Origin of the sequence: Bradyrhizobium sp. AZCC 2176 (assembly GCF_036924645.1) — a bacterium.
Classification (GTDB): Bacteria; Pseudomonadota; Alphaproteobacteria; order Rhizobiales; family Xanthobacteraceae; genus Bradyrhizobium.
Genome location: NZ_JAZHRX010000001.1, coordinates 1754925 through 1780394 on the forward strand (window position 1 = coordinate 1754925; position 25470 = coordinate 1780394).

At 64.0% G+C, this 25470-nt stretch carries 24 protein-coding genes; 11 read left to right on the plus strand and 13 right to left on the minus strand.

The features are described 5' to 3' along the window. Window positions 1–31: 31 nt before the first annotated feature. The 3 genes from V1288_RS07975 to V1288_RS07985 form a co-directional block, all read right to left on the minus strand. A complete protein-coding gene (locus V1288_RS07975) occupies window positions 32–2611 on the minus strand; it encodes a ligase-associated DNA damage response DEXH box helicase (protein ID WP_334356527.1) in 2580 nt (859 codons plus the stop codon). Window positions 2612–2743: 132 nt separating this feature from the next. Then, entirely contained in the window at window positions 2744–3973 is a 1230-nt protein-coding gene (locus V1288_RS07980; protein ID WP_334356528.1) for an ABC transporter substrate-binding protein, read from the minus strand. A 107-nt stretch (window positions 3974–4080) separates the two neighbouring features. Then, entirely contained in the window at window positions 4081–5007 is a 927-nt protein-coding gene (locus V1288_RS07985; protein WP_334356529.1) for a class I SAM-dependent DNA methyltransferase, read from the minus strand. Window positions 5008–5153: 146 nt separating this feature from the next. Between V1288_RS07985 and V1288_RS07990 the strand changes: the two genes are divergently transcribed. From V1288_RS07990 to V1288_RS08010, 5 genes are all read left to right on the plus strand, one after another. Next, complete coding sequence (locus tag V1288_RS07990) at window positions 5154–6194, plus strand: ligase-associated DNA damage response exonuclease (RefSeq protein ID WP_334356530.1); 1041 nt, start codon at window positions 5154–5156, stop codon at window positions 6192–6194. Then, the gene (locus tag V1288_RS07995; protein ID WP_334356531.1) at window positions 6191–7843 is read left to right on the plus strand and encodes an ATP-dependent DNA ligase; all 1653 of its coding nucleotides are present in this window, start codon (window positions 6191–6193) and stop codon (window positions 7841–7843) included. Before V1288_RS07990 ends, V1288_RS07995 begins: the two co-directional genes overlap by 4 nt. Window positions 7844–7944: 101 nt before the next feature. Further along, on the plus strand, window positions 7945–8247 hold the full coding sequence (locus V1288_RS08000; protein ID WP_334356532.1) for a DUF6460 domain-containing protein: 303 nt from the start codon (window positions 7945–7947) through the stop codon (window positions 8245–8247). A gap of 22 nt (window positions 8248–8269) precedes the next feature. Then, a complete protein-coding gene (locus tag V1288_RS08005) occupies window positions 8270–9004 on the plus strand; it encodes an MBL fold metallo-hydrolase (protein ID WP_334356533.1) in 735 nt (244 codons plus the stop codon). Between the two features lie 2 nt (window positions 9005–9006). After that, entirely contained in the window at window positions 9007–10341 is a 1335-nt protein-coding gene (locus tag V1288_RS08010; RefSeq protein WP_334356534.1) for an MATE family efflux transporter, read from the plus strand. On the opposite strand, the gene V1288_RS08015 is transcribed toward V1288_RS08010, so the two are convergent. Then, window positions 10342–11439 (minus strand): quinone-dependent dihydroorotate dehydrogenase, encoded by a 1098-nt coding sequence (locus V1288_RS08015; RefSeq protein WP_334356535.1) that lies wholly within the window; start codon window positions 11437–11439, stop codon window positions 10342–10344. Next, window positions 11436–11780: a DUF952 domain-containing protein gene (locus tag V1288_RS08020; RefSeq protein ID WP_334356536.1), complete on the minus strand. Its 345-nt coding sequence runs from the start codon at window positions 11778–11780 to the stop codon at window positions 11436–11438. Before V1288_RS08020 ends, V1288_RS08015 begins: the two co-directional genes overlap by 4 nt. 242 nt (window positions 11781–12022) lie before the next feature. Here V1288_RS08020 and V1288_RS08025 point away from each other — a divergent pair, with 242 nt between their 5' ends. Both V1288_RS08025 and V1288_RS08030 read left to right on the plus strand, forming a co-directional pair. Beyond that, on the plus strand, window positions 12023–12673 hold the full coding sequence (locus tag V1288_RS08025) for a helix-turn-helix transcriptional regulator (RefSeq protein ID WP_334356537.1): 651 nt from the start codon (window positions 12023–12025) through the stop codon (window positions 12671–12673). Window positions 12674–12694: 21 nt separating this feature from the next. After that, a complete protein-coding gene (locus V1288_RS08030; RefSeq protein ID WP_334356538.1) occupies window positions 12695–13204 on the plus strand; it encodes a mismatch-specific DNA-glycosylase in 510 nt (169 codons plus the stop codon). 154 nt (window positions 13205–13358) lie between these two features. Here the strand turns inward: V1288_RS08030 and V1288_RS08035 are convergent, their stop codons facing one another. Beyond that, window positions 13359–14141 (minus strand): class II aldolase/adducin family protein, encoded by a 783-nt coding sequence (locus tag V1288_RS08035; RefSeq protein WP_334356539.1) that lies wholly within the window; start codon window positions 14139–14141, stop codon window positions 13359–13361. A gap of 200 nt (window positions 14142–14341) precedes the next feature. Between V1288_RS08035 and V1288_RS08040 the strand changes: the two genes are divergently transcribed. Continuing rightward, window positions 14342–15097 (plus strand): carbonic anhydrase, encoded by a 756-nt coding sequence (locus V1288_RS08040; protein ID WP_334356540.1) that lies wholly within the window; start codon window positions 14342–14344, stop codon window positions 15095–15097. Window positions 15098–15206: 109 nt separating this feature from the next. On the opposite strand, the gene V1288_RS08045 is transcribed toward V1288_RS08040, so the two are convergent. The 5 genes from V1288_RS08045 to V1288_RS08065 form a co-directional block, all read right to left on the minus strand. Beyond that, on the minus strand, window positions 15207–16850 hold the full coding sequence (locus V1288_RS08045; RefSeq protein WP_334356541.1) for a lysine--tRNA ligase: 1644 nt from the start codon (window positions 16848–16850) through the stop codon (window positions 15207–15209). A gap of 166 nt (window positions 16851–17016) precedes the next feature. Then, window positions 17017–17934 (minus strand): transporter substrate-binding domain-containing protein, encoded by a 918-nt coding sequence (locus V1288_RS08050; RefSeq protein ID WP_334361241.1) that lies wholly within the window; start codon window positions 17932–17934, stop codon window positions 17017–17019. 92 nt (window positions 17935–18026) lie between these two features. Next, entirely contained in the window at window positions 18027–18617 is a 591-nt protein-coding gene (locus V1288_RS08055; protein WP_334356542.1) for an SCO family protein, read from the minus strand. A gap of 22 nt (window positions 18618–18639) precedes the next feature. Further along, window positions 18640–18891 carry a hypothetical protein gene (locus V1288_RS08060; protein ID WP_334356543.1) on the minus strand — a complete coding sequence of 84 codons (252 nt, stop codon included), beginning with the start codon at window positions 18889–18891 and terminating at the stop codon, window positions 18640–18642. Between the two features lie 142 nt (window positions 18892–19033). Beyond that, window positions 19034–19504 carry a hypothetical protein gene (locus V1288_RS08065; RefSeq protein ID WP_334356544.1) on the minus strand — a complete coding sequence of 157 codons (471 nt, stop codon included), beginning with the start codon at window positions 19502–19504 and terminating at the stop codon, window positions 19034–19036. 288 nt (window positions 19505–19792) lie between these two features. Between V1288_RS08065 and V1288_RS08070 the strand changes: the two genes are divergently transcribed. Beyond that, window positions 19793–21451 carry an FAD-binding dehydrogenase gene (locus tag V1288_RS08070; RefSeq protein ID WP_334356545.1) on the plus strand — a complete coding sequence of 553 codons (1659 nt, stop codon included), beginning with the start codon at window positions 19793–19795 and terminating at the stop codon, window positions 21449–21451. A 211-nt stretch (window positions 21452–21662) separates the two neighbouring features. Further along, complete coding sequence (locus V1288_RS08075) at window positions 21663–22013, plus strand: RidA family protein (protein WP_334356546.1); 351 nt, start codon at window positions 21663–21665, stop codon at window positions 22011–22013. A gap of 67 nt (window positions 22014–22080) precedes the next feature. Here V1288_RS08075 and V1288_RS08080 read toward each other — a convergent pair whose 3' ends face one another. Then, window positions 22081–23223 (minus strand): alpha/beta fold hydrolase, encoded by a 1143-nt coding sequence (locus V1288_RS08080; RefSeq protein ID WP_334356547.1) that lies wholly within the window; start codon window positions 23221–23223, stop codon window positions 22081–22083. A gap of 110 nt (window positions 23224–23333) precedes the next feature. After that, entirely contained in the window at window positions 23334–24398 is a 1065-nt protein-coding gene (locus V1288_RS08085) for an aromatic ring-hydroxylating dioxygenase subunit alpha (protein ID WP_334356548.1), read from the minus strand. Between the two features lie 125 nt (window positions 24399–24523). Here V1288_RS08085 and V1288_RS08090 point away from each other — a divergent pair, with 125 nt between their 5' ends. After that, window positions 24524–25444 carry a LysR family transcriptional regulator gene (locus V1288_RS08090; RefSeq protein ID WP_334356549.1) on the plus strand — a complete coding sequence of 307 codons (921 nt, stop codon included), beginning with the start codon at window positions 24524–24526 and terminating at the stop codon, window positions 25442–25444. Window positions 25445–25470: the final 26 nt, after the last annotated feature.

Genomic DNA, 25470 nt, shown 5'->3' on the forward strand with positions numbered 1-25470 from the left:
CTCCCGAAGATTGCGCCCCTGCCGTCACGTCCTACCCCATCGCCTCTTTGATGAGTTCATCGGCGGCTTCCGCCAGCAACTCATCCGATGCTTCGCCATAAACTGACTCGCGACCGATTTCCAGCATCACGGGAACGGCGAGCGGCGAAACATGTTCGAGTTCCCGATGGGTGATTCGCCCCTGAATGCGCGAGAGCATATCACCCAGACGCTTGAGATCGAGCAGGCCGGCGGCGGCGTCCGCGCGCGCGGCGCGGAGCAGCACGTGGTCGGCCTGATGCTTGCGCAAGACATCATAGACGAGGTCGGTCGAGAACAGTACCTGGCGGCGGCTTTTCTCCTCGCCGGTGAAGCGGCGCGGGATCAGGCCCGAGATCAGCGCGCAATTGCGGAAGGTCCGCTTCATCAGCGCGGATTCCGCCAGCCACGCCTCGAGATCGTCGCCAAGCATGTCGGGCGCGAACAGCGCAGCGAAATCGAGCTTGCCGTGGCGAACCATGAAGGAGATGTCGCCAAGCCCCCAGATCGCCAGCGCATATTCGTTGGCGACGAAGCCGAGCGGCCGGGCGCGGGCGCGCTCCAGCCGGCGCGTCAGCAGCATACCGAGCGTCTGGTGCGCAAGACGGCCCTCGAACGGATAGCACACCATGTAATGCTTGCCGCCGCGTGGGAACGTTTCGATCAGAAGCTCGCGCACGCCGGGCACGCGGGAAAAATCCCGCTGCAGCGATAGCCAGTCGCGCACCTGTTCCGGCAGCGCATTCCATTGCCGCCGGTCGTCCAGCAGTTTCCGCACGCGTTCGGCCAGATAGGTCGACAGCGGAAACTTGCCGCCCATATAGGACGGCACCTTGGCGTCTTTGTCGTTGGCGCGGGAGACATAAACCTGGTCTTCGACCAGCGCCTCGTAACGCACGATCTCGCCGCCGAACACAAAAGTGTCGCCGGCGACCAGCCCCTCGATAAAGTATTCCTCGATCTCGCCCAGCATCCTGCCGCCGCGGCCGATCATGCCGGTGGAGCCAGCCCCGCCGCCACGCCCGCGCACCAGCTTTACCTTCAGCATCGCCTCTTCGACGATGGTGCCGACATTGAGACGATAACTCTGCCGCACCTTTGGATTGGCGACGCGCCAGCGGCCCTGCTTGTCCTGCTTGATGCGGGCGAAACGCTCGTAGGTCTTCAGCGCATAGCCGCCGGTGGCAACGAAATCGACCACGTCGTCGAAATCGATTCGGGTCAGCGACGCGTATGGCGCCGATGTCAGAACTTCCGCGTAGAGCTCGTCTGACAGAAACGGCTCGCCGCAGGCGCAGCCGAGCACGTGCTGCGCCAGCACGTCGAGCGCGCCGGTGCGCAATGGCGGCGTGTCCTGCGCATTCTCCGCAATCGCATCGATCGCGACGCGGCATTCCAGCACTTCGAAGCGATTGGCCGGAATCAACACCGCGCGCGAAGGCTCGTCGAGCCGGTGGTTGGCGCGGCCGATTCGCTGCATCAGGCGCGAGGCGCCCTTGGGCGCGCCGACATTGACGACGAGATCGATGTCGCCCCAGTCGATGCCGAGGTCGAGCGAGGACGTACAGACCACGCCGCGCAGCTTTCCGGCCGCCATCGCGTCCTCGACCTTGCGGCGTTGGGCAACGTCGAGCGAGCCGTGATGCAGCGCGATCGCAAGGCCGTCGTCGTTCATGCGCCAGAAGTCCTGGAACAGCATTTCGGCCTGGCTGCGGGTGTTGACGAAGATCAGCGTGGTCTTGTTGCGCCTGATCAGCTCATACATCTCGCCGAGCGCATGGCGCGCGGTATGGCCGGCCCACGGCAGGCGCTCTTTGGTATCGAGCATCTCGACGACCGGTGCCGCCGCGCCGCCCGCCACGACGATATCGGCGGAGATTTCCTTGCCGCCTTGCTGCGGCACCAGAAAGCGCGCCAGCGATTCCGGCTCGGCCACCGTTGCCGACAGCCCGATCGCGCGCATTTCGGGCGCCAGCCGCCAGAGTCGCGCCAACCCGAGCGACAAGAGATCGCCGCGTTTGGAGGTAACGAGGGCATGCAATTCGTCGAGCACAATGCGCTTGAGGGAAGAGAACAGGAACGGCGCGTCGTCGGATGACAGCAGCAGCGCCAGTTGCTCAGGCGTGGTGAGCAGAATATCCGGCGGATAGCGCCGCTGCCGCTGCCGCCGCGACACCGGCGTATCGCCGGTGCGGGTCTCAACCTTGATCGGCAGGCCCATCTCGGCAATCGGCGTTTCCAGATTGCGCGCGATGTCGACCGCGAGCGCCTTCAGCGGCGAGATGTAGAGAGTGTGGAGGCCGCCGGTGCGCTTCACGGCGCGGCCGGTGGAGATGAGGCTTTTTGCGCCTTGGCCCTTTGAAGCCGTGGAAGTAGACAGCTCCACCAGCGTCGGCAGAAAACCGGCCAGCGTCTTGCCGGCACCGGTCGGCGCAATCAGCAGCGCCGAAGCGTCATCGCTGGCTTTGGCGAGCAGCGCCAGTTGGTGCTCGCGCGGCGACCAGCCGCGCGCCGCGAACCAACGGCGGAAGCGGTCGGGCAAGAGCGCAGCCGTTTCAAGCGGCGTGAAGGGCAAGGGATCGGGCGACGGCACGGAGAAGAGGTAAGCCGTCAGAGAGGGTTCGTCGAGGTGGCTTGCGCGTCATTCCGGGGCGATGCGCAGCATCGAACCCGGAATCTCGAAGTTCCGGGCTCGCGCTTTCGCGCGCCCCGGAACGACGGCTTCCTACTCCGTCACCGGCTTGTCGGAAATATCCCAATCCTTGCCGTTGAAGATCGAGATGTAGAGCGTTTTCATCGGCGTGTAGTCCTCGGGTGTGTAGCTGAAATTGACGCCGTCGAGGAAATAGGGCGAGTGGAATCCCGCCAGCGTCGTCGCCTGCTTCAGCACGTTGGCGCGGGTGAGCTCGTCGCCGCAACGGCGCAGGATTTCCGCCATGCTCGCGACCTGGCCATAGCCGGCAAAGGCGATGGTATTATCGGGATCGACATTGGGCAGGTATTTCTTGCGCAACTCCTCGAACGCCATCACGTCGGGGTCCTTCTCGAAGCGCGGCACGCCGACTTCCTTGGCGTAGCGGATGGCGACGATGCCGGTGGCATTCTCGAGGCCGGCAGCCGCGAGAATCGAGCGGCCGGTCGAGCCCGCCGACAACAGATGCAGCGGCTTCCAGCCGAGTTCGGCGACCTTCCGGATCGACTGTGACGATGCCTTGCCGGTCGAGATATTGTAGAAAACATCGGCGCCGGATTTCGAGAGATTGATGAGCTGCGAGTCGATCGTCGGATCGGTGAGATCGTAGGTCTGCTCCAGGATCACCTTGGCAGCGCCGCCGGCATCCGCCAGCACCTTCTTGAAGGGCGCGAGAAAGTCGCGGCCGAAATCGTCGTTCTGGTAGAGGATGCCGATCTTGGCGTCCGGCTTCACGCTCACGACATGCCGGGCGAGAATGCGCGCTTCGGTCGGATAAAGCGGCAGGCCCGCCATGGTCCATTTGAAGTTCTTCGGATCGTTCCATTTCGACGCGCCGGTATTGAGCAGGAGCTGCGGCACGCCCTTCGCGTTGAGATATTTATGCACGGCGGTCTGCGGCGCGGTGCCGAGCGAGCCGTACAACGCCAGCACCTCTTCCTGCTCGACCAGCCGCCGCGTCGCCTCGACGCATTTCGGCGCGCTGTAGGCGTCGTCCAGGGTGAGGAACTTCACCTTGCGTCCGTTGATGCCGCCCTTTTCGTTCAGCATCTGGAAGTAGGCCTCGCCAACGCGCCCCAGCACGCCGTAGAGCGAGCCGGGGCCGGAATGTGGCACGGTCTGTCCAAGCTTGATTTCGGTGTCGCTGGCGCCGGGGTCGTATTTCTTCTCCGCCGCCCAGACAAAGGGGGCAGGCGTCGCGGATGCGAGAACGGTGGCAAGCGCGGTGGCGCCGAATTCGCGCCGGGTCTGTTTGTTCTTCATTGTTGTTTCTCCCTTGTGGGAGCCTTGATCAGGCATTCCGGCATCACTGGCAATAGCTGACATGTCGCACGCAATGCCGCCATTCGCGGCGTGCGTAGCGTCTAGACTCAAGTTTTCGCGGCGACGGCGACGAGGCCGGGAACAGGAGTGCCGTCCTCGTTGCGGGCGGAGCGATCTTCCAGCAGGGACAATGTGAGGCCGGCGGATTCGACCACGGCGCGCAAATAGGCTGCAGAGTGGGCGTAGCGCAGCCCTTGACCGATGATGACGCCTTCGCCGTCATGGGTTTCGGCGGTGAAGGCGAGCAGCCCGCCGGGGGCCAGTACGCGAGCGGCTTCCTTCAGCACTGGCGCGAGTTCGGCGACGTACACCATGGCATCCGCGGCGAGAATGAGATCGGCGCCGGCATCCACCCTCGCCCGCAGACCCTGCAGCATGTCGGCGACATCAAGATCGGCATAGAGGCCGGTGGCGCGCGCCCGCTCGATCATGCGCGGCGACAGATCGACGCCGATGAAATGATCGACCCCCCGGGCGAAGGCCGATGCCGCCAGCCCGGTGCCGCAGCCGAGATCGATCGCGCGCTTGAAGAACGCCGGCTTGCGGGCGGCCGCGCGCACCGACAGCACCGCCTTGAATAATAGCGCCGGGCCGCGATAGCCGAGATCATCGACCAGCGAGGATTCGAACCGCGGCGCATATTGATCGAACAGCGTTTGCACATAGGCCTGCGGCATGCCGGCCAATGGCTCGGCACCGAGCCGCATCAATCGCAAGCCTGCGCCGTGGCGATCATCGGAATCGCTGGCCTGGGCCTGGCGAAACGCCGAAATCGCGGTGTCACGTTCGCCGAGTTCTTCGCGGATTTGGCCCAGCGTGAACCAGGCGGACGTGAAACCCGGCGCCAGCTCGATCGCCTGCAGCAGGAGATCGGCGGCGGCGGGCAGATCGCCCTTCAATTGCAGATCGCGAGCAAATTCGAACCGGCGGTCGGCCATCAGATCGCCGGAGGAGAGAAAAAGGCGGGCAGGCATTTCAGGAACCAGTTGTCGCCGGGCGTGACCCGGCCGTCTATCAAAAACAGAAGATTCTCAAAAGATGGATGCGCGGGTCAAGCCCGCGCATGACGGCTAAACATCGCACCGCTAAACATCGCTGCCGGACCGCCTATATAGAAGGCATGCGCCCGCAAGACATCCTGATGCCCGTCCCCGCCGGCCTCTGCTGCAAGCCCGGCGGCGGCTTCCATATCGACCCGGTCCGCCCGGTCGAGCGCGCGGTGATTACCCACGGCCATTCCGATCATGCCCGGCCCGGCCATGGCGCCGTGCTCGCCACACAGGAAACGCTCGACATGATGCGGCTGCGCTATGGCGACAATTTCGCTGCGTCCACGCAGGCGGTGCGCTATGGCGAAGCAATCCGGCTCGCCGACGTCACGATCAAATTCCATCCCGCGGGTCACGTGCTCGGCTCGGCGCAGATCGCCGTAACCTGCAAGGATACCTGCATCATCGCCTCCGGCGACTACAAGGACGCCGTCGATCCGACCTGCACGCCGTTCGAGGTGGTGCCCTGCGACGTCTTCATCACCGAGGCGACGTTCGGCCTGCCGGTCTTTCGCCATGGCGATGCGGCCGATGAGGTGAAGAAGCTGCTGGCATCGGTGGCGCTGTTTCCGGAGCGTGCGCATCTGGTCGGGGCCTATTCGCTTGGCAAGGCGCAGCGCGTGATCGCGCTGCTGCGTGAGCAGGGCTACGACGCGCCGATCTATCTGCACGGCGCGATGGAAGACATCACCCGCTACTATGAGAGCCGTGGCATCGCCCTCGGCGAACTTCGCGCGGTCAAGGGCGTCAGGAAGGCCGATCTCGCCGGCACCATAGCGCTGGCGCCGCCGTCGGCCACCTCGGACATCTGGACGCGACGCTTCCCCGATCCGGTCACGGCATTCGCCTCGGGCTGGATGCGCGTGCGGGCGCGCGCCCGCCAGCGCGGCGTCGAGTTGCCACTGGTGATCTCGGATCATGCCGACTGGGACGGCCTGACCGCGACCATCGCGGCCACCGGCGCCGGCGAGATCTGGGTCACCCACGGGCAGGAAGATGCGCTGGTGCATTGGTGCAAGGCGCGCGGGCTTGCCGCGCGGCCGCTTGATCTCGTCGGCTATGGCGACGAGGAGGAGCACGAGGTCGTTGCGGCCGTCGAGGCCGAAGCATGAACCGCTTCGCCGAACTGCTGGATCGCCTCGCCTACGAGCCCGGCCGCAACAACAAGCTGCGGCTGATCACGGCGTATTTCCGCGACACGCCCGATCCCGACCGCGGCTACGCGCTGGCAGCGCTGACCGGCGCGCTGTCGTTCAAGCACGCCAAGTCCGGACTGATCCGCGATCTGATCGCCGATCGCACCGATCCGGTGCTGTTCGGATTGTCGTATGATTATGTCGGCGATCTATCCGAGACGGTCGCGCTGATGTGGCCGAAGACCCAGCCGCCCGGCCACAACAAGCCGCCTCCCCCGACCCTCGCCGAGGTCGTCACCACCCTTCGCACGCTCGGCAAGACCGAGCTGCCTGCACAACTCGCGCGCTGGCTCGACGAACTGGACGAGACCGGCCGCTGGGCGCTGCTAAAGCTCGTTACCGGCGCGATGCGGATCGGGATTTCGGCGCGGCTGGCGAAGACCGCTGCGGCCGCGCTCGGCGACAAGGATCCGCACGAGATCGAACTGATCTGGCCGGGGCTGTCGCCGCCCTATCTCGAGCTGTACGCCTGGCTGGAGGGCCGCGGCGACAAGCCCGTCAATCGCGATCCCGCGCCGTTCCGCCCGGTGATGCTGGCGCACGCGATCGAGGATACGGATTTCGCCAGTCTCGATCCTGCGGACTTCATTGCGGAATGGAAATGGGACGGCATTCGCGTGCAGGCAGTCTCGGGCCGCGACGAGCGCGGCTACATGCAGGCGCGGCTTTATTCGCGCACCGGCGAAGACATCACCAAAAGCTTTCCCGACCTCTTGCCGTCGCTGCATCTGCCCGGCGCCGTTGACGGCGAGCTATTGGTGCTGCGCGAAGGCCGCGTGCAGACGTTCAATGTATTGCAGCAGCGGCTGAACCGAAAAGTCGTTTCGCCGAAATTGATCAAGGATTTTCCCATTCACTTACGCGCCTACGACCTGCTCGGCGACGATGAGAACGATCTGCGCGAGCTGCCGTTCGTCGAACGCCGCGCGCATCTCGAGGCATTCGTCAGGAAGCTCAACGACCCGCGCATCGATTTGTCGCCGACGGTTGCCTTCGAAAGCTGGGAGGCGCTGATGGCCGCACGCGCCGATCCCTCAAGCGCTGGCGCGGGTGAGGATGCCGAGGCGGTTGAAGGCGTGATGCTGAAGCGGCGCGACGCGCCATATCTGCCCGGCCGTCCCAAGGGCCAGTGGTGGAAATGGAAGCGCGACCCGCACATCATCGATGCCGTCTTGATGTATGCGCAGCGCGGCCACGGCAAGCGCTCGTCCTATTATTCGGACTACACCTTCGGCGTCTGGACCGCGGGCGAGGACGGCGAGCAACTGGTGCCGGTCGGAAAAGCCTATTTCGGCTTCACCGACGAGGAACTCCTGCAGATCGACCGTTTCGTCCGCCGCAACACCACGGAAAAATTCGGCCCCGTGCGGCACGTCGTGCACGAGCCGGACCAGGGCTTGGTGCTGGAGGTCGCCTTCGAGGGGCTGGCACGCTCGCCGCGGCACAAATCCGGCGTCGCAATGCGGTTTCCGCGCATCAGCCGGCTGCGCTGGGACAAGCCGCCGCGTGAAGCGGACCGGTTGGAGACACTGGAACGGATGCTGAAGGAGGTGACGGCAAATTAACATTCCGAGGATGCATGGCGGCCATTGACTGACACGAGCGGGTTCCCCATCTGCCCCGCCGTGTCCTATACTGTTGCGGGGACCTTTCGCGGGAGAAACCGATGCCCAACGACGTCAGAGACCTGCCGGCCAGCAATGACGGCCTGTACCGCTTCCTCGGCGGCTCGCCGCTGTCGGTCGCGTTCCGGCTGATCCTGCTGTCGATCCTGGTCGGCGTGGTGCTCGCCGCCATCGGCTTCGATCCCTGGAATATCTTGCACAGCATCCAGACCCTGTTCCGGCGGCTGTGGGAGCTCGGCTTCGACGCGGTCAACTGGCTGTGGCGCTACTTCCTGCTCGGCGCTGTTATCGTAATCCCGATCTGGCTGCTGTCGCGGCTGTTCGGTAGTCCCCGCGGCAGATAATCACCCACAGGCGGAGCAGCCGATGCAATTGCGATTTGTCGGCTGCGGCGACGCGCTCGGTTCCGGCGGCAGGTTCACCACCTGCTTTCATGTCACGGGCGCCCGCGCCAATTTCCTGATCGATTGCGGCGCGTCGTCGCTGCCCGCGCTGAAGCGTCTCGGGATCGCGCGCAACGACATCGACCTGATTCTGATCACGCATTTCCACGGCGACCATTTTGGCGGCCTGCCGTTCCTGCTGCTGGACGCGCAGTTCACGCGGCGTGCCCGCCCGCTCGTGATCGCCGGGCCGCAGGGCATCGAGACCAAGCTCGCCAACCTGATGGAAGCGCTGTTCGAGCATTCCTCGAAAACGCAGCAGCGCTTTGATCTCTCGGTCGTGGCGCTCCAACCGGAGCAGGGCCGGACGTTTGGCGAGGTCAAGGTAACGCCCTATCCGGTGGTCCACGGCGAATCCGGCGGACCATTCCTGGCCTACCGCATCGAGGCCGAGGGCCGCATCATCGCCTACAGTGCCGATACCGAATGGACGGATACCCTGATCCCGGCGGGACGCGACGCCGACTTGTTCATCGCCGAAGCCTATTACTACGACAAGATCGTCAAGAATCATCTCAGCCTGAAGACGCTGGCAGCACAGCTCCCCGTGATCAATCCGAAACGGCTGGTGCTGACGCATATGAGCGACGACATGCTCGGCCGGTTGGCCGAACTGCCCTACAAGGCCGCCCATGATGGCATGGTCGTCGAGCTCTAGGCATGCATTCGCCCGTAGTTCCGTCGAAGGTCACAACGGCACGGGTATTTGCGATCGCCGGTCCCGCGATGGTCGCGAACCTGACCACGCCGCTGATCGGCATCGTCTCGACCACGGCGATCGGCCGGCTCGGCGACGCCACGCTGCTCGGCGGCGTGGCGATGGCATCCGTGCTATTCGACTGCATCTTCTGGCTGTTCGGATTCCTGCGCATGAGCACCGTCGCCTTTACGGCGCAGTCGCTCGGATCAGGCGACACCTCTGAATTGCGCGCGATCCTGCTGCGCGGGCTGATCGTCGCCGCACTGGTTGGAGCTGTTCTCATCGCCCTGCAGGTACCGCTTGCTGCGATCCTGCTGGGCGCGATGGGTGGCAGCGAAGGTGTCACCCGCGCGGCCAAAATCTACTTCACGATCCGGATCTGGTCGGCGCCGCTGGCGCTCGGCAATTATGTCGTACTGGGATGGCTGATCGGACAGGCCCGCGCCAGACTGGCCCTCGGCACGCAGATCACTATCAACCTGATCAACATGGCGACAACGATGCTGCTGGTGCTGGTGCTCGACTTCGGCATTGCCGGGGCTGCGATCGCGGCCGTGATCGCGGAAGCGGCCGGGCTCCTGTTGGGCATTTTGATCGCGCAGCGTCTGTCCGGCGGCCAATCGGCCATCTCGCACGCGACCCTGTTCGACCGCACAAAGCTGATGCGGATGCTGACCGTCAATCGCGACATCCTGATTCGTACCGCGGCGCTGATCATAGCCTTCCTGTTCTTCAACGCGCAGGGCGCCCGTGCCGGCGATGTGACGCTCGCGGCCAATGCGGTTTTGAACAATTTTCTGATGATCAGCGGCTTCTTCCTCGATGGCCTGGCGAACGCGGCCGAGCAGCTCTGTGGCCGGGCCTATGGCGCGCGTGACAAGAATGCTTTCGCCGGTGCGGTCAAGCTCGTCGTCATCTGGGGCTTTGGCTTCGCGCTCGCGGTGGCCGCCTGTTTCCTGCTGTTCGGGCCAGCGCTGATCGACATGATCACTGCGAGCGTGGACGTACGCCGCATCGCGCGCGACTATTTGCCGTTCGTGATCTTCGCGCCCCTGCTCGGCGTGTTCGCCTTCGCCTTTGATGGCGTCTATATCGGCGCGACCTGGGCGCGCGACATGCGCAACCTGATGGTGCTGGCGCTTCTAATCTTTTTCGCTGCGTGGTTTGCGCTGCGTTCGTTCGGAAATGCCGGGCTGTGGGCCGCGTTCCTGGTGCACTACGCCGCCCGCGGCGGGCTGGAGGCGCTGCGGTATCCGGCGCTGCTGAGGAAGTCGTTCGGTCCGCAGCATCAGTAACTACCTCGCCGGCCAGTCCTCGGCGGTGATCGTCGCCGCATCGGCGCCGACGATTTCCGACAGCGAGTCGCGCCCCGTCCGCAGCAACGTCGAGGCCAGATCGTTCTTGATATCGTCGACCAGCCCGAGGCCCTTGTAGACCAGCGACGAGTAGAGCTGGATCAGGCTGGCGCCGGCGCGGATTTTCGTCAGCGCCGCACCGCCGGTATCGATGCCGCCGACGCCGATCAGCGGAAACGCGCCCTCGGTGCGGACATAGGTCTCCGCCACCATGCGCGTCGACAACCGGAACAGCGGCCGTCCGGATAACCCGCCCTGCTCTTGCGCGCGCGCCTGCTCGCGCAACGTCGAGGGCCGCGCCAGCGTGGTGTTGGCGACGATCATACCGTCGACCCGGCGCGAGCGCGCGATGTGCACGACATCGTCGAGTTCGGTCAAACTCAGATCCGGCGCGATCTTCAGCAGCACCGGGGAATCGCCGGCATTCCTGCGCACCCTCTCGCGCGCATCGATCACCTTGGCGAGCAGTTCGTCGAGCGCTGCCGATTGCTGCAGGTTGCGCAGGCCGGGCGTGTTCGGCGAGGAGACGTTGACGGTGAAATAGCTAGCGACCGGCGCGAACGTCTCGATCAGCTTGACATAGTCGGCGACGCGGTCGGACGAATCCTTGTTGGCCCCGACATTGACGCCGACGATGCCGCCATGGTGGGCGCGCGCCGCAAGCCGGCGCAGCGCGGCCTCGGCGCCGTCATTGTTGAAGCCCATGCGGTTGATCACGGCTTCATCCCGTTCCAGCCGAAACAGCCGCGGCCGCGGATTGCCGCCCTGCGGCTTCGGCGTCACCGTGCCGATCTCGACGAAGCCGAAACCGAGCCGCAACAGCGCGTCGGGCACCTCCGCGCTCTTGTCGAAGCCCGCGGCCATGCCGATCGGATTGGGAAAATTCAGGCCGAAGGCGCGCACCGCCAGCTTGTGGTCGTCGGCGCGCGGCTTGATCGGCGGCAGCAGCCGCAGGCCGTGGATCGCCATGCGATGCGCGTCTTCCGGATCGAACCAGCGCAGCAGCGGCAGCGAAAAGGCGTCGAAGGCGCGGATCACGAGGTAAGCTCCGGAATGTCGTGCGTGCCGTCGGACCGCGCGCGCATGTCGAGGATGGCGGTCACCGCGCCGAGATCGAGTTCGCCGTACAGATGCGGGAACAGTTCATCGTTGCGCGAAGGCTCCCAGCGCAGCGCATCGCCGAGCGCGTCCGCGTCGACCGCAACCAGGAACAGGCCGGTCTGGCCGAAATAATGCTTTCGCGCCGTCTCGGCGACCTGGGAGGCCGTGGAGAAATGAATGTAGCCGTCGCGCAGATCGTCCGAACTGCCCCGGTAAACGCCCTGCCGTTCGGCCTCGCGCCAGGCCGAGGCGGGAGTGATTTTATAAATGGTCGGCACGGCCTTTCCCGGGCTTGTCGTTGAGTCTCTTGGGATTTTCCCGGAAATGGCCGGGTGGCGGCAGACCGTAAAGGCCGCAGGCCGGTAACTCAAGCGCTGCGCAACAGGGCGCGGCGCTGATTTCTTGTTTTGACGCGTTTTCTTCGCGCAAACCGGTAGCCACTTCGCTGGAAAACGCTACGCACGATTTGCGCAAACGGGCCGAATGAGGCAATAATTCCTAGGCGATTCCAGGATTTTCGATGGCCAGGCACTCCAAGGCACAGCGCATTTTGACCCACAGCCAGGTCTGGACCGCGCTCGACCGGCTAGCCGAACGGGCCGGCATGTCGCCCTCAGGCCTCGCCAAACGGTCCGGTCTCGACCCCACCACCTTCAACAAATCCAAGCGCATCACCGCCGACGGCCGCGAGCGCTGGCCTTCGACCGAATCGGTGTCCAAGGCGCTAGCCGCGACCAATTCGTCGATCGACACCTTTGTGCAGTTGATCGGCGACGGCGCGCGCGGTCTGCAATCGGTGCCGCTGCTCGCCCTGGCGCAGGCTGGCACCGGCCATTTCGATGAGCGCGGCTTTCCCACCGGCCGTGGCTGGGACGAAGTGGCGTTGCCACAGGCCTCGGACGAGCATGCCTACGCGCTGGAGATCTCAGGCGATTCGATGAAGCCGACCTATCGCGACGGCGACATCATCGTGGTGTCGCCGGGCACGCCGATCCGGCGCGGCGACCGCGTGGTGCTCAAGACGTCGGACGGCGAAGTGATGGTCAAGGAATTGAAGCGCCGCACCACCAAGACGCTGGAACTGCAATCGCTGAACCTGGCCCAGGCCGACCGCACGCTCGACGCCGACGCTGTGGCGTGGATCGCAAGGATCGTATGGGCGAGCCAGTAGGATTGCCGCGCCGTGACGGATGTGCTGAGCGACCTGCTGCGACATTCCCTTCGCATCGTGTTGTGCGGGACCGCCGCGGGGACGACGTCCGCCGCAGAGAGGGCCTACTACGCGCACCGGCAAAACAAGTTCTGGAGGATTTTGCACGAGACGAGGCTCACGTCCGAGCCGCTGCTGCCGCATCAATATCGCAGCCTGCTGCAGCATGGGATCGGCCTGACCGATCTGGTGAAAGCAGGCGCGGGGATGGACCGCGCCACGCTTCCGAAACTGACGGCCGCGGATCGCGCCCGGCTGAGCAAGACAATCGCGACGTTTCGTCCGCAGTTCCTCGCCTTCACCAGCAAGACGGCGGGGCAGAAATTCTTCGATGGCAAGCGAGACTATGGCGCGCAGGTGGAGCTGATCGGCGATACCAGGGTGTGGATATTGCCGTCGACCTCGGGGGCGGCCAATGGAAGCTGGCGCCCGGAAATCTGGCACCGGTTTGCGGATGAGGTCAGAGCGGCGGGCGCGCGGGTGAGCTACTAACTCCACCACAGCGTCGCCCCTGCGAACTCAGGGGCCCATAACCACAAATGTTGGTGGTGGAGGATGACGTCTCCCCGCCTGCCCTTTCCGCCGGTCGCGGCGTATGAGCCCCTGGTTTCGCAGGGACGACGGAAAGACTGCGGGCGACGGAAAACTACGTCGCGTAATCAGGCTCTTTGCGGTCGAGCATCCGCTTCAGCGCATCAAAGTGCCGCTGGGCCGGGGTCGGTCCCTTGTAGAGATGCTCGTCCTTGTAATCGCGCTTGGTTTTCTCCACCACAGGCGCCGGAAGCTGTTTCAGTTTCTGCCCGGTCCACATCGCATAGATCTGCACCTGGGCGGCGCGCTCGACGTAATACAGCATGTCATAAGCTTCCGCGACCGTCGCGCCGACGGTGGAGATGCCGTGGTTGGCCATGAACAGCACGGTCTTGTCGCCGATGACCTTTGCGAGCCGCGCGCCTTCGGCCGGATCGAGCGCCGGGCCGGTATACTCGTCGTCATAGGCGATGGCGCCTGACAGCCCGACCTCGGTCTGGCCGATTTCCTTGATGCGCGGGTCTTCCAGTCGCGTCAGCGCGCTGGCGTGCGGCATGTGGGTGTGAAACACCGCCTTGGCCTGCGGCAGCGCCTTGTGGATCGGCGCGTGGATACAATAGCAGGAGCGCTCGACCTCGCCTTCGCCGCGCTTGACCTCGCCGTCGTCGATGCCGACTTCCATGAAGCAGGAAGCCGTGACTTCGGACCAATGGGTGCCGAACGGAATCTGATAGTAACGATCCGGGCTGCCCGGCACCACGAAGGTCAGATGGTTGAAGATGCCTTCGGAAAATCCCTGGATGAAGGCCAGCCGATGCGCGGCCGCGAGGTCGACCCGCGCCTGCCATTGCTCGGCGCTACACTCGCTGAGCGTCTTCGGCGAAACCCTGAACTGCATGAGCTTTCTCCCTGATCCGCTATGTTGCCCGCGCCTCGGCGGAGGCTTTGACGGCTGTTATGTCAGGCATTGTACCCCAATCCGGCGCGTGCTGCGGCTGAAATTGCGGCGGGCCTGCCATCCCACTTTGTGGGCGTTGCCCATCGATCCGTAGCCCGGAATCAGATACTGCACAGCTTTCATCCAGGCAGGGGAATCACATGAATCGTCGAAATCTTTTGAAGGCGCTCGCCGGGCTCGCGGCTTGCCCGGTCTGCACGACCGCGGGATTTGCCGCCGAAGGCGCCCATTGGAGTTACGAGGGCGCGGGCGCCCCTGCCAAATGGGGCGACCTTGACGCCGCCAACAAGGCTTGCTCGCTCGGCGCGCAGCAATCGCCGATCAATATCGCAGCTCCCATCAAGTCGCAGCTCCCAGCGCTGAAGCTGTCATGGGGCAAGAGCGCCGATACGATCGTCAACAACGGCCACACCATCCAGCTCAATTTCGCCGAGGGCTCGACGCTGAAGCTCGGCGATACCACCTACAAACTCCTGCAGGTGCACTTTCACCGGCCGAGCGAACATCTGATCGGCGGCAAAAGTTTTCCGATGGAAGCGCATTTCGTGCACCGCGCCGATTCAGGTGCGCTCGCCGTGGTCGGCGTGATGTTCTCGGAAGGAAAGCCGAATGCGACCTTCAGCAAGATCGTCGCCATCATGCCGGCCAAGGAAGGGTCGGCCGTGAAGGCGGAGGGCGGCATCAATCCGAACGGGCTGTTGCCGGCGAAGCTCGGCTATTACCGGTATCCAGGCTCGCTGACGACGCCACCCTGCGCGGAAGTCGTCGAATGGCTGGTGCTGACCGATCCGATCCAGGTCGCAGCAAGCGACGTCGCCGGTTTCGCAAAGCTCTATCCGATGAACGCCCGCCCGGCGCAGCGGGACAACCGCCGCTATGTGCTGCAGTCGGTTTGAGTGGACCGTCATTGCCGGGCTTGACCCGGCAATCCATCAAAAAAAGACTCTTGCGAAGCAAGATGGATGCGCGAGTCAAGCCCGCGCATGACGACTTTTGGTGTGGCGCCTACGCGCTCCTTGCCAGCGCGCCATCGATCATCGCGACCGCATTGGTCACGCCGTACACCGCGACGAACGAGCCGAAGCGCGGGCCCTTCTCCTGACCGAGCAGCACCTGGTAGAGCATGTTGAACCAGTCGAGCGAGACGCCGGGCCGGCCGTCCTTGCCCTTCTTCACGGGATCCAGAAACGGCTCGCGGCGGCCGATTTCATAGACGACGTTCTGGATGTCTTCGGCGCTCGCTCCTACCGGCAATTGCGACAGCGCATCGCGCAGGTCCTGCAGCGCGGCGCGCTCGTTGTCGGTCGGCTCGCGGAACTGCTTCGTCGGCGCCACGAAGTCGCGATAGTAGTTGATGGCGTAGCCGACCATCGCGTCGAGCTTCGGATGCGTCTGCGGCGTCACGCCGGCGCGATAGCGGCCGATAAAACCCCATAGCGTTTCGGCGTTCTCCGCGTTCGACGACGACACCAGCGTCAGCAGAAGCTGGAAGGTGACCGGCATGTCGGCCTTCGGCGGCTTGCCGGAATGGATGTGCCAGACAGGATTTTGCAACTGCTGCTTCGCGTCCTGCCGCGTGAAGCCATCGAGGAACTGCTGATAGTCGTCGACGTTGCGCGGGATGACGTCGAAGTACAGCCGCTTCGCCGCCTTCGGCTCGCGGTACATGAACAGCGACAGCGATTCCGGCGAGGCATAACGCAGCCATTCGTCGATGGTGAGGCCGTTGCCCTTCGACTTCGAAATCTTCTGGCCCTTCTCGTCGAGGAACAGCTCGTAATTGAATCCCTCGGGCGGCGTGCCGCCGAGCGCCGCACAGATCTTGCCCGACAGCTTTACGGAATCGATCAGGTCCTTGCCGGCCATTTCATAGTCGACGCCGAGCGCGAACCAGCGCATCGCCCAGTCCGGCTTCCATTGCAGCTTGCAATGGCCGCCGGTCACGGGGACCGTGACGCGCTCCTTGGTCTCGGGATCGTCATAGGAGACCGTGCCAGCCTTCACATCATGTTCGACGATCGGCACATACAGCACCATGCCGGTGCGCGGGCAGATCGGGAGAAACGGCGAATAAGTCGCGGCGCGTTCTTCGCGCAAGCTGGGCAGCATGATCTTCATGACCGCGTCGAGCCGTTCCAGCATGCGCAACAGCGCGGCGTCGAACCTGCCCGACGTGTAGTAATCGGTCGAGCTGGCGAATTCGTAGTCGAAGCCGAAGGTATCTAGGAACGCGCGCAGCCGCGCATTGTTGTGCGCGCCGAATGAAGGATACTCGTTCGAAAACGGATCCGGAATTCGCGAAAGCGGCTTGCCGAGATAGGCGGTAAGCATCTCTTTGTTCGGCACGTTATCGGGCACCTTGCGCAGGCCGTCCATGTCGTCGGAAAACGCCAGCAGCCGCGTCCTGATCTTGTCCTCGGTGAGCACGCGGAAGGCATGGCGCACCATGGTGGTGCGCGCGACCTCGCCGAAGGTGCCGATATGCGGCAGCCCCGATGGGCCGTAGCCGGTCGAGAACAGCACCTCGTCCTTCGGGCTTTTCTTCAGCCGCGCGACAATCGCCTTGGCCTGCTCGAACGGCCAGGCGTTGGATTGTTCGGCGAGCGCACGCAAATCGCTCGGGCTAGCGGCAAGGTCGATGACGGACATTTAAGAGGCTCTCCAAGAGGCGCGGAAACTAGCGCTTCCGCGCAAAAATGCAAAATGGCGGCCGGGAATCGTAGGGTGGGCAAAGCGAAGCGTGCCCACCATTGCATTCCGAGCAGGACGTGGTGGGCACGGCGCAAGCGCCTTTGCCCACCCTGCGAAGCAACTCCTAGAACGGACTAATAGAAAAATACCGCAGCCACAGATCGGTGAAGCGGCCTTTTTCCCAGAGCCGGAACAGCGCCCAGTTCAGCGAGGTCCGCAACAGATCGTTGCCTTTGCGAACGGCGATGCCGATGCCCTCGCCGAAATAGCGGCTTTCGACAAAGGGGCCACCCGAGAACGCGCAGCATTCGGCCGAGTCGGTGCCGTTGATCCAGAACGCCAGCGAGATCGCGTCGCCGAAGATGAAATCGACCTCGCTGCGCCGCAAGGCCAGCCGCAGCGCATCGTCGTTCGGATAGGACTTGATCTCGGCGTCGGTGAACATTGCCTTCAAATAGGCCTCGTGCGAGGTGCCAGCGATGACGCCGACCTTCTTGCCTTCGAGATATTCCGGGCGAACCTCCGGCATCACGGCGTCACGCCGCGACACGAAGCGCGCCGGCGCGCGGTAATAGGGGTCGGTGAAATCGAGCCTTGCGCGCAGGGCCGGCGTCACCGCCATCGAGGCGATGATGGCGTCACCGCGATTGCTCGATATCGCATCGACCAGCGTCTCGAAGCGGCGCATCTGGATGGTGCAGCTAATCTTGATCTCGTCGCACAGCGCGCGCGCCAGATCGACATTGAAGCCAGCGGGATTGCCATCGGCACCGGTGAAGTTGAACGGCGGGTAGTCGGTCTCGGTCAGGAAGCGGATCACGGTGAGGCGCGACATGTCCGGCCGGTCCGGACGCCGCCGCGGGTCCCAGAAGCCGGGCACCGCCTGCGGGGCGGCCTCGACCGCCGGGCGGGGCTGGGTTTGCGCCTGCACCGCGACACCGCCAACAGCCGTCAATGCGAACACGATCGGCAACCCGGCCAGCCAGGCGCGGACAGTTCGATGCAGTTTTGCATTGGTTAACGGGGCGTTAAGGTATGGCATCTTCGGCAATATGTTGCGGAATTTCACGGCCTTATAGACCATCCGGCCCGCGATGCGAGGGCCGTTTTGCAGCTTTTGGCCGGCCTTGCCGCTCAGAGATAGCGCTTTAGATCCTTGGCGGCTTCCTCAGGCGACCGTTTCAGGTTGAACGGCGCTACGAAATTGCCGTCGCGATCCATCAGATAGACCAACGCGGTATGATCCATGGTGTAGTCGCCGTCCTTGAGCGGGACCTTCCTGGCATAGACCCGGTAGGCCGAAATCACCTTGGCTACCGCCTGTGGCTCGCCGGTCAGCCCCTTCAAATGCGGATCGAAGCTGGAGAGATAATCCTTCATCGCGGCCGCCGTGTCGCGCTCGGGATCGACGGATACGAACCAGGCGTTGATCTTGTCGGCGTCCGTGCCCATCGCCTTCAAGACCTCGGAAATCTCGAACAGCGAGGTCGGGCACACGTCAGGGCAATGGGTGAAGCCGAAGAAGATCAATGTCGGCTTCCCCTTCAAATTCTGCTCGGTGACGGCCTGGCCGGCCTGGTCGGTCAGTTGAAAAGGCCCGCCGATCGCCGCCGGCGCGGTCACGGTGCGCAGGCCGCCCATCGCCCACAGCATGATCACCAGCCCGACCACAAGGCTCGTGGCGAAGGCAGCGATAATCACCAGCGGGCGGATCGTCCGGTCCATCGTCGATTTCCTTTTCGCCGTATCAGAAGCAGGCCGAGATGCCGGCGGCGATCATCTCAAAAAACACCGCGGTGCCGTAATGGAACCACAATGCCGCCGCGCCAAGCACGCCCAGCGCACTGATGCCGGCAGCGCTCCAAACGATCAAGGACGCCACCCTGCCCTGCGACCGAGCGGCCGCCGTCAGGCCTTGGTGGGTGGAAATCGGCTGAGCCATGCGTTTCAGATAGGGCCAGTTCCCGGGACAGGCAAGCGGAATGGCCGCGCCCGACATCACGTCATGCGGAGGGGCAAGCCAAGGAGGAGGCACGGGAGGAGGTTCACAAAAAGTAAATGGCCGAGACATCTGCGCGAAGACGCGCTTCGCGCTTTTGCCCGGCCACGACGTCGCTTTCCGGCAAAACGGCGGCGCTTAATCAGCGCGAGGCCGGCTTGTTGGAGGAGGCTTGCGCGTCGAGATAGCAGGGCTTGTACATCGCCTGCAGTTGCTTGCCGCGCAGGAAGATCATGTTCCGGGTCAGACCGCCGCGCGCCGCAATCCACTTCCGGACCGGCGGCGGATACATCGAATACAGCATCTGGGTGGCTTCGGCGTTGGTGACGGCGCGGCCGTTGGCGCCGAAATCCCAGGCGGCATGAAAGCCGAGATTGGCATGCGAGGTCACGCAGATCCGGTCATGGGGAACCGCGCCGAGCACGATGGTGCAGGCAGAGGCGCACAGGCCATCGATGATGACGGTTTCGCCCGAGGTGCGCAGGCCCTGGTATCTGTCGACGTAGGTGCCGATCCGGCCGCCGCGATCATCGGCTATCCGCACCACCGCTTGGCTCGCCCCTACCCCCGCCAGCAGCAGTACCGCCGCAAGCAACCCCGTCACCAGCTTCATATCCCAGCCCCAGTCGAAGAAATGTCGAAACCGAATCTGATCGTCTTTGTGATGCAAGACGGAATGTAGCGTCGTTTGAGATCGCGTTTTTGTCTAGGCAGCGAAGGCCGCTCAAAACAAATTCAAATTAAGTGTTGCCGGGCCGCTGCACCCTCCGCGCGAAAAGGTCCCAAACTGGAACACGCCACGTTGCCGACGTGACGACGCGGTCACAGACAGGAACCCATTTGCCGTTGACCGCGCGCGAAGACGCAGGCTTGAATCAAAAATGGCACGGGGGAGGAAACGATGGCTGAAGATGCAGACGTAATCGTGGTCGGCGCAGGCTTGGCCGGGCTGGTCGCGGCAACCGAAATCGCAGATGCCGGCAAGCGCGTCGTCGTCGTCGACCAGGAAGGCGAGCAAAGCCTTGGCGGACAAGCCTTTTGGTCGTTCGGCGGACTCTTCCTGGTGGACTCTCCCGAGCAGCGCCGGCTCGGCATCAAGGACTCCTACGATCTCGCGCTGCAAGACTGGATGGGGACCGCGGGCTTCGACCGCGACGACGACCTTTGGCCGAAGCGATGGGCGGAAGCCTATGTCGCGTTCGCGGCCGGCGAAAAGCGCGACTGGCTGCGGGCGATGGGCCACCGTATTTTTCCGGTAGTCGGCTGGGCCGAGCGCGGCGGCTATGACGCGATGGGTCACGGCAATTCGGTGCCGCGCTTTCACGTCACCTGGGGCACCGGCCCGGGCATCGTCGAGCCGTTCGAACGCCGCGCGCGCGAAGCGGAGAAGAGCGGCCGGCTAATGTTCAAGTTCCGCCACCGCGTCGACACACTTGTGATGACGAACGGCGCAATCGAGGGCGTCGGCGGCTCAATTCTCGATCCTGATTCCGTCGAACGCGGCAAGAGCTCCTCGCGCAAGGTGGTCGGCGACTTCAGCTTGCGTGCGCCGGCGGTGATTGTCGCTTCCGGCGGTATCGGCGGCAATCATGAGATGGTCCGGCAGAACTGGCCGAAGCGGCTGGGCGAGCCGCCGAAATTCATGATCTCCGGCGTGCCCGAACATGTCGACGGCCGCATGATCGGCATCACGGAAGCCGCCGGCGCGCGGCTGATCAACCGCGATCGGATGTGGCACTACGTCGAGGGCATCCGAAACTGGAATCCGATCTGGCCGCGCCACGGCATCCGCATCCTGCCCGGCCCGTCCTCCATGTGGTTCGACGCGGCAGGCAAGCGGCTGCCCGCGCCGCTGTTTCCCGGCTCCGATACGCTCGGCCAACTGCACTACATCATGTCGACCGGCTACGATTATTCCTGGTTCATCCTGACCCAGAGCATCATCAAGAAAGAGTTTGCGCTCTCCGGCTCCGAGCAAAACCCCGACCTCACGGGAAAAAGCTGGCGCCTGACCATCAAGCGCGCCACCAACAAGGGGGCACCCGCGCCGGTAGAGGCGTTCAAGCAGAACGGCGCCGACTTCATCGTGCGCGACAATCTCGCCGACCTGGTCAGCGCGATGAACGCGCTCGCCGGCAGCGATCTGCTCAAGCTCGAACACATCAAGGCGCAGATCGAGGCGCGCGACCGCGAAATCACCAACCCTTACGTCAAGGACGCGCAGGTAATGAACCTGCACAACGCGCGCCGTTATATCGGCGACAAACTGATCCGCACGGCCAAACCGCATCGCATCCTCGATCCCGGCCACGGCCCGCTGATCGCGGTCAAGCTCAACATCCTGACGCGGAAGACGCTGGGCGGATTCGAGACCGATCTCGACTCGCGCGTGTTCGGCAACAATGGCGAGATCATCAAGGGGCTCTACGCGGCCGGCGAAGCCGCCGGCTTCGGTGGCGGCGGCGTGCACGGCTACCGTTCGCTGGAAGGCACCTTCCTCGGCGGCTGCCTGTTCTCAGGCAGGAATGCGGGACGCGCGGCGGCGAAAGCGGCATCTTAATTCGCTTTGTCGTCGTGGCCGGGCATAGCCGTCTGAAGGACGGCGTCGCTTCCGCTCGCCTATGCCCGGCCATCCACGTCCTGCCTGCTTACCTCGAGCAAGACGTGGATGCCCGGGCATGACAACTCCCTCCAGGTTCAATGCAAATAACGCAGTAGCCCTCAAGACGCGAGCGCGCTAAGAAGCCGCCGCCCCTCATCAGGAGAACAACATGACCATCCAGCGCTTCGAAACCGGACCTCGCATGAGCCAGGTCGTCGTCCACGGCAACACCGTCTATCTGGCGGGCGTTGTCGCTGGCAAGGCCGCCGGCAAGGGCGTGACCGAGCAGACGCAGGACATCCTTTCGATCATCGACGGCCATCTCGCCAAGGCAGGCACCGACAAGTCGAAGCTGCTGTCGGCCACGATCTACATCACCGACATGAAGACGTTCCCCGAAATGAACGCGGTGTGGGACGGCTGGGTGTCGGCGGGCAACACGCCGGCGCGCGCCACCGTCGAGGCCAAGCTCGCCGCGCCGCAGTACAATGTCGAGATCATGGTGATCGCGGCGAAGTAAGGCCATCCACCGCGAAGAGTCTCGCCCCGGATTGCGGACGCGATCCGGGGCGTTTTCATTTTGGATCTCACGCGCGGATTTTTGCGCCGGCGACATCGCCGATGTCGGTCTGAAGCCACCGGGCGATCCGGCGCCAGGAATGGCCGAGCGCCTTGCGCCCCATGAAAAGGCTGAGGTGTCCGCACGGCTCGCAGGCCCGTTCCAGCCACGCCGGCCGCGTGCCCAACAGCCCTGCGGTGGCGAACGCCTGATCGCGCGGAACGACGATGTCATCCGCTCCGGCCAGCAGGAAGACGGGCACACGTACTTCAGTGAGATCGATTCTGCGGCCGAGCGCGACGAAGCGGCCTCTAGCGATCAGGTTCTGCCGGAAAACCCGCTCGGTCACCTCGAGATAGTAGGCCCCCGGCAGATCCAGCGTCGCGCGATCCCAGCGCTCGAAACGATCCAGCAGCATCTGCGCCTCGTCCGATCCATCGCCGAGGTCTCGTTGCAGCACGGCTTCCACGTCATGCTGGCTGAACGGAATGTTCCAGAACCTGAGCATGTGCTCGCCGCTGACGAGGCCGTCCCCCTGCTGCACCATCTGCTCGAAAGCCTGATGCGGAAGTGCGGCCACCATCTTCGAGAGCTCTGATGGCGTGGAGATATCGACGGGCGCACCGGCGAGCACGAGCCGCCGCACCTTGCCGGGAAAACGCGCGGCATAGACCAGCGACAGCCATCCGCCCTGACACAGGCCGACCAGATCGACCGGCGCGCCGATCTCATCGACCGCCACATTGAGATCGGCCAAATAATTGTCGATCGACAGATAGCGCATGTCCGGCACAGCCGAGCGCCAGTCGGGAACATAGATCCGGTTCACGCCGTCTTTTTGCAGCGCCTCGACCAGACTATGGCCAGGCGCGAAATCCGCGATCAGCGTGCCGTGCAGCGCATAGGGCGCGCAGACGACAACCGGCTGACCAGTGTTCCCTCGCGAAAACTCCCGCAACCGCATCGACGGAAGCTGCAGCGCAACCTCGTTCGGCGTGGTCCAGGCCAGCGGCATCTGGTCCGGCGCGGGGGAAGGCGCGGGCTTCGGGTCGGTGAACCATTGCGCGTAAGCGTGCAGCGCCAACCGCGTGGCTTCCAGCGGCCACAGCCAGACCTGCTGCGCCCAGTCGGCGCCCGCGCGCTGCTCCGGCGTCTTGGGTTTCTCTGCCACCGAATGATCGTCCCATATGATGACGAGGTCGAGATCAGCTTTTTACGCCAGATCCGGCGCAGGCCCCAGCGCGATCAATGGTCACACTTCCCGCGGCTGCGGCGCGGCCGCTATGCCGCCCGCGCCGCGCTCCCCTCCGCCTCGATCCGCCGCGCCAGCAGCCAGCGGAAATAGGTCAGCGCCGCATCCGCACCGATCGCCAGCAACTGATAGTTCGGATCGGCGTCGAACACCTTCTGCTGCGCCTCGATGATCGCCAGATCCTCGTGAAAAGCCTCTTCGAGGCTGTTGCGCAGCGACAGCGCGATGTTGGGGTTGTCGAGATCAAAATCGTGCAGATAGTTCCAGAAGAAATGCGTGGTGCTGCGCGTTTCCGGCGTCATGAATTGCGCGTTGCGGTATTGCCTTGTGCCCGGCACCGGCACGCCCTTTTCTGCGCCCTGGCCGGCTGGCGCGAACATGGTGTCGAGCAGGAATATGCCGGGAACGATCATGCGGCCGATATTGCGGCGATCGATCTTGTCGGTCTTGTTCGCGATCACCTTGCAATGATAGGGCGGCGGATCGGCGCTCATGTGCCAACGCTCGACGCGAAAGCCGTCGTCGAGTTTCTCGATCGCCACCGGCTTGGTCTTGTAGGCATATTCCTCCGAGCCGCCGAGCGTGTGCGTGTGGACGAAGGCGAGATGGGCGAAATCGCTCAGATTGTCGACGATCAAGAGCCAGTTCGCCTTGTAGTGCATGTAACCGGGCAGGCCCCGCCACTTGGGATCGGCGAGCGGCGGATAGTCCACGATCAGGTTGGGATCGGCCTTTTCGATATCGCCCATCCAGATCCAGATCAGGTTGTAGCGCTCGACCAAGGGATAGCTGCGCACGCCGAGCTTTGGCGGGATCATGTCCTGGCCCGGAATCTGGATGCACTTGCCGCCCGGCTCGAATTTCATGCCGTGATACATGCAGCGAATGTCGTCGCCTTCGATCCGGCCCATCGAGAGCGGCGCCGCGCGATGGCAACAGCGGTCGTCGAGGGCGACAACCCTGCCGCTCGTGCCGCGATAGATCACGATGGGCCGTTCGAGAATGGTGCGGGCGAGCTTTCGGCCGTCGATCAACTCATGATTCCAGGCCGCGACGTACCAGGAATTGCGCAGAAAGATCCCGTCATCCGACATGCCGTTTCTCCCTCTGGGTGTTTTGCGAACCGCGCGGCTGCTATGTCATCTTCTACGGGATCGGCGGTTTGCCTTGTATCCGGATTTTCTGGACACACCGTCCCGTCACATGGACGATGGCCCCGATGGACTGGCGCGATTGGGAGCTGTTTTGCGAGGTGGTGCAGCATGGCGGCTTTAGCGCCGCCGCGCGCGTGCTCGGCCATCCCAAATCGAGCCTCAGTGCTGCAGTGCAGCGGCTGGAAGCCAATCTCGGCCTGCGGCTGATCGAGCGGACCACGCGCCATTTGCGCCTGACGGACGCCGGCGACACCATCTATCAGCGGGTGCGGCCGCTGTTCATTGCGCTGCACGATACCCATGGCGAGGCGCTGGCGATGAGCAGCGCTGTCGCAGGCACGCTGCGCATCAAGTCGCCCTACGAGTTCGGCGCGCACCACGCCGGACCGGTCGCCATCGAACTGATGGACCGCTATCCGGATCTCGTGATCCGGATTGACGTCGAGCACGAGATCGTCAGCCCCGTGGCCGAAAATTACGACATCGTGTTTGCAATGCTGGACTCACCGCTGCCATCGACCGGAATCGTGATCCGCAGAGTTTCCTCGCTGGAACGCGGCCTGTATGCCGCGCCTGCGCTGTTGGAAAAATTCGGCGAGCCGCGCACGCTGGAAGAGCTCGCTCGCCTTCCGATGCTGACCGGTCCGAACGACGCGCCCTGGGCGCTGAGGACTCCGGCCGGCGTCACCGAACATCTGACCGCGCAGAAGGCACGGTTGATCAGTTCGAACGCCGACATCCGGCTACAAGCGGCGCTGGCCGGACTCGGCGTGTTGCGGGTGACGGCGAGCTTTACCAATGCCGCGATCGAGGCGGGAGTGCTGCGGCGGATCCTCACCGATCACATCTGCGAACCGCTCAATATTCACGCGCTGCTGCCGGCTCGCCAGTTCGTTCCGGCCAAGGTACGCTGTTTCCTCGATGCGCTGGACGCCCATGGCCGCAGCACCAGCGCGACGGAAGACCCGCAAAATCGAAATCCTTGACCTCTGAGGTAATCGATTGGCGCGTG

Bases quoted from the DNA above. Each gene is read 5' to 3' on its own strand.
- V1288_RS07980 (WP_334356528.1), bottom strand. From the start codon at position 3,973: ATGAAGAACAAACAGACCCGGCGCGAATTCGGCGCCACCGCGCTTGCC.
- V1288_RS07985 (WP_334356529.1), bottom strand. From the start codon at position 5,007: ATGCCTGCCCGCCTTTTTCTCTCCTCCGGCGATCTGATGGCCGACCGC.
- V1288_RS07990 (WP_334356530.1), top strand. From the start codon at position 5,154: ATGCGCCCGCAAGACATCCTGATGCCCGTCCCCGCCGGCCTCTGCTGC.
- V1288_RS07995 (WP_334356531.1), top strand. From the start codon at position 6,191: ATGAACCGCTTCGCCGAACTGCTGGATCGCCTCGCCTACGAGCCCGGC.
- V1288_RS08000 (WP_334356532.1), top strand. From the start codon at position 7,945: ATGCCCAACGACGTCAGAGACCTGCCGGCCAGCAATGACGGCCTGTAC.
- V1288_RS08005 (WP_334356533.1), top strand. From the start codon at position 8,270: ATGCAATTGCGATTTGTCGGCTGCGGCGACGCGCTCGGTTCCGGCGGC.
- V1288_RS08010 (WP_334356534.1), top strand. From the start codon at position 9,007: ATGCATTCGCCCGTAGTTCCGTCGAAGGTCACAACGGCACGGGTATTT.
- V1288_RS08025 (WP_334356537.1), top strand. From the start codon at position 12,023: ATGGCCAGGCACTCCAAGGCACAGCGCATTTTGACCCACAGCCAGGTC.
- V1288_RS08035 (WP_334356539.1), bottom strand. From the start codon at position 14,141: ATGCAGTTCAGGGTTTCGCCGAAGACGCTCAGCGAGTGTAGCGCCGAG.
- V1288_RS08040 (WP_334356540.1), top strand. From the start codon at position 14,342: ATGAATCGTCGAAATCTTTTGAAGGCGCTCGCCGGGCTCGCGGCTTGC.
- V1288_RS08045 (WP_334356541.1), bottom strand. From the start codon at position 16,850: ATGTCCGTCATCGACCTTGCCGCTAGCCCGAGCGATTTGCGTGCGCTC.
- V1288_RS08050 (WP_334361241.1), bottom strand. From the start codon at position 17,934: ATGCCATACCTTAACGCCCCGTTAACCAATGCAAAACTGCATCGAACT.
- V1288_RS08055 (WP_334356542.1), bottom strand. From the start codon at position 18,617: ATGGACCGGACGATCCGCCCGCTGGTGATTATCGCTGCCTTCGCCACG.
- V1288_RS08060 (WP_334356543.1), bottom strand. From the start codon at position 18,891: ATGTCGGGCGCGGCCATTCCGCTTGCCTGTCCCGGGAACTGGCCCTAT.
- V1288_RS08065 (WP_334356544.1), bottom strand. From the start codon at position 19,504: ATGAAGCTGGTGACGGGGTTGCTTGCGGCGGTACTGCTGCTGGCGGGG.
- V1288_RS08070 (WP_334356545.1), top strand. From the start codon at position 19,793: ATGGCTGAAGATGCAGACGTAATCGTGGTCGGCGCAGGCTTGGCCGGG.
- V1288_RS08075 (WP_334356546.1), top strand. From the start codon at position 21,663: ATGACCATCCAGCGCTTCGAAACCGGACCTCGCATGAGCCAGGTCGTC.
- V1288_RS08085 (WP_334356548.1), bottom strand. From the start codon at position 24,398: ATGTCGGATGACGGGATCTTTCTGCGCAATTCCTGGTACGTCGCGGCC.
- V1288_RS08090 (WP_334356549.1), top strand. From the start codon at position 24,524: ATGGACTGGCGCGATTGGGAGCTGTTTTGCGAGGTGGTGCAGCATGGC.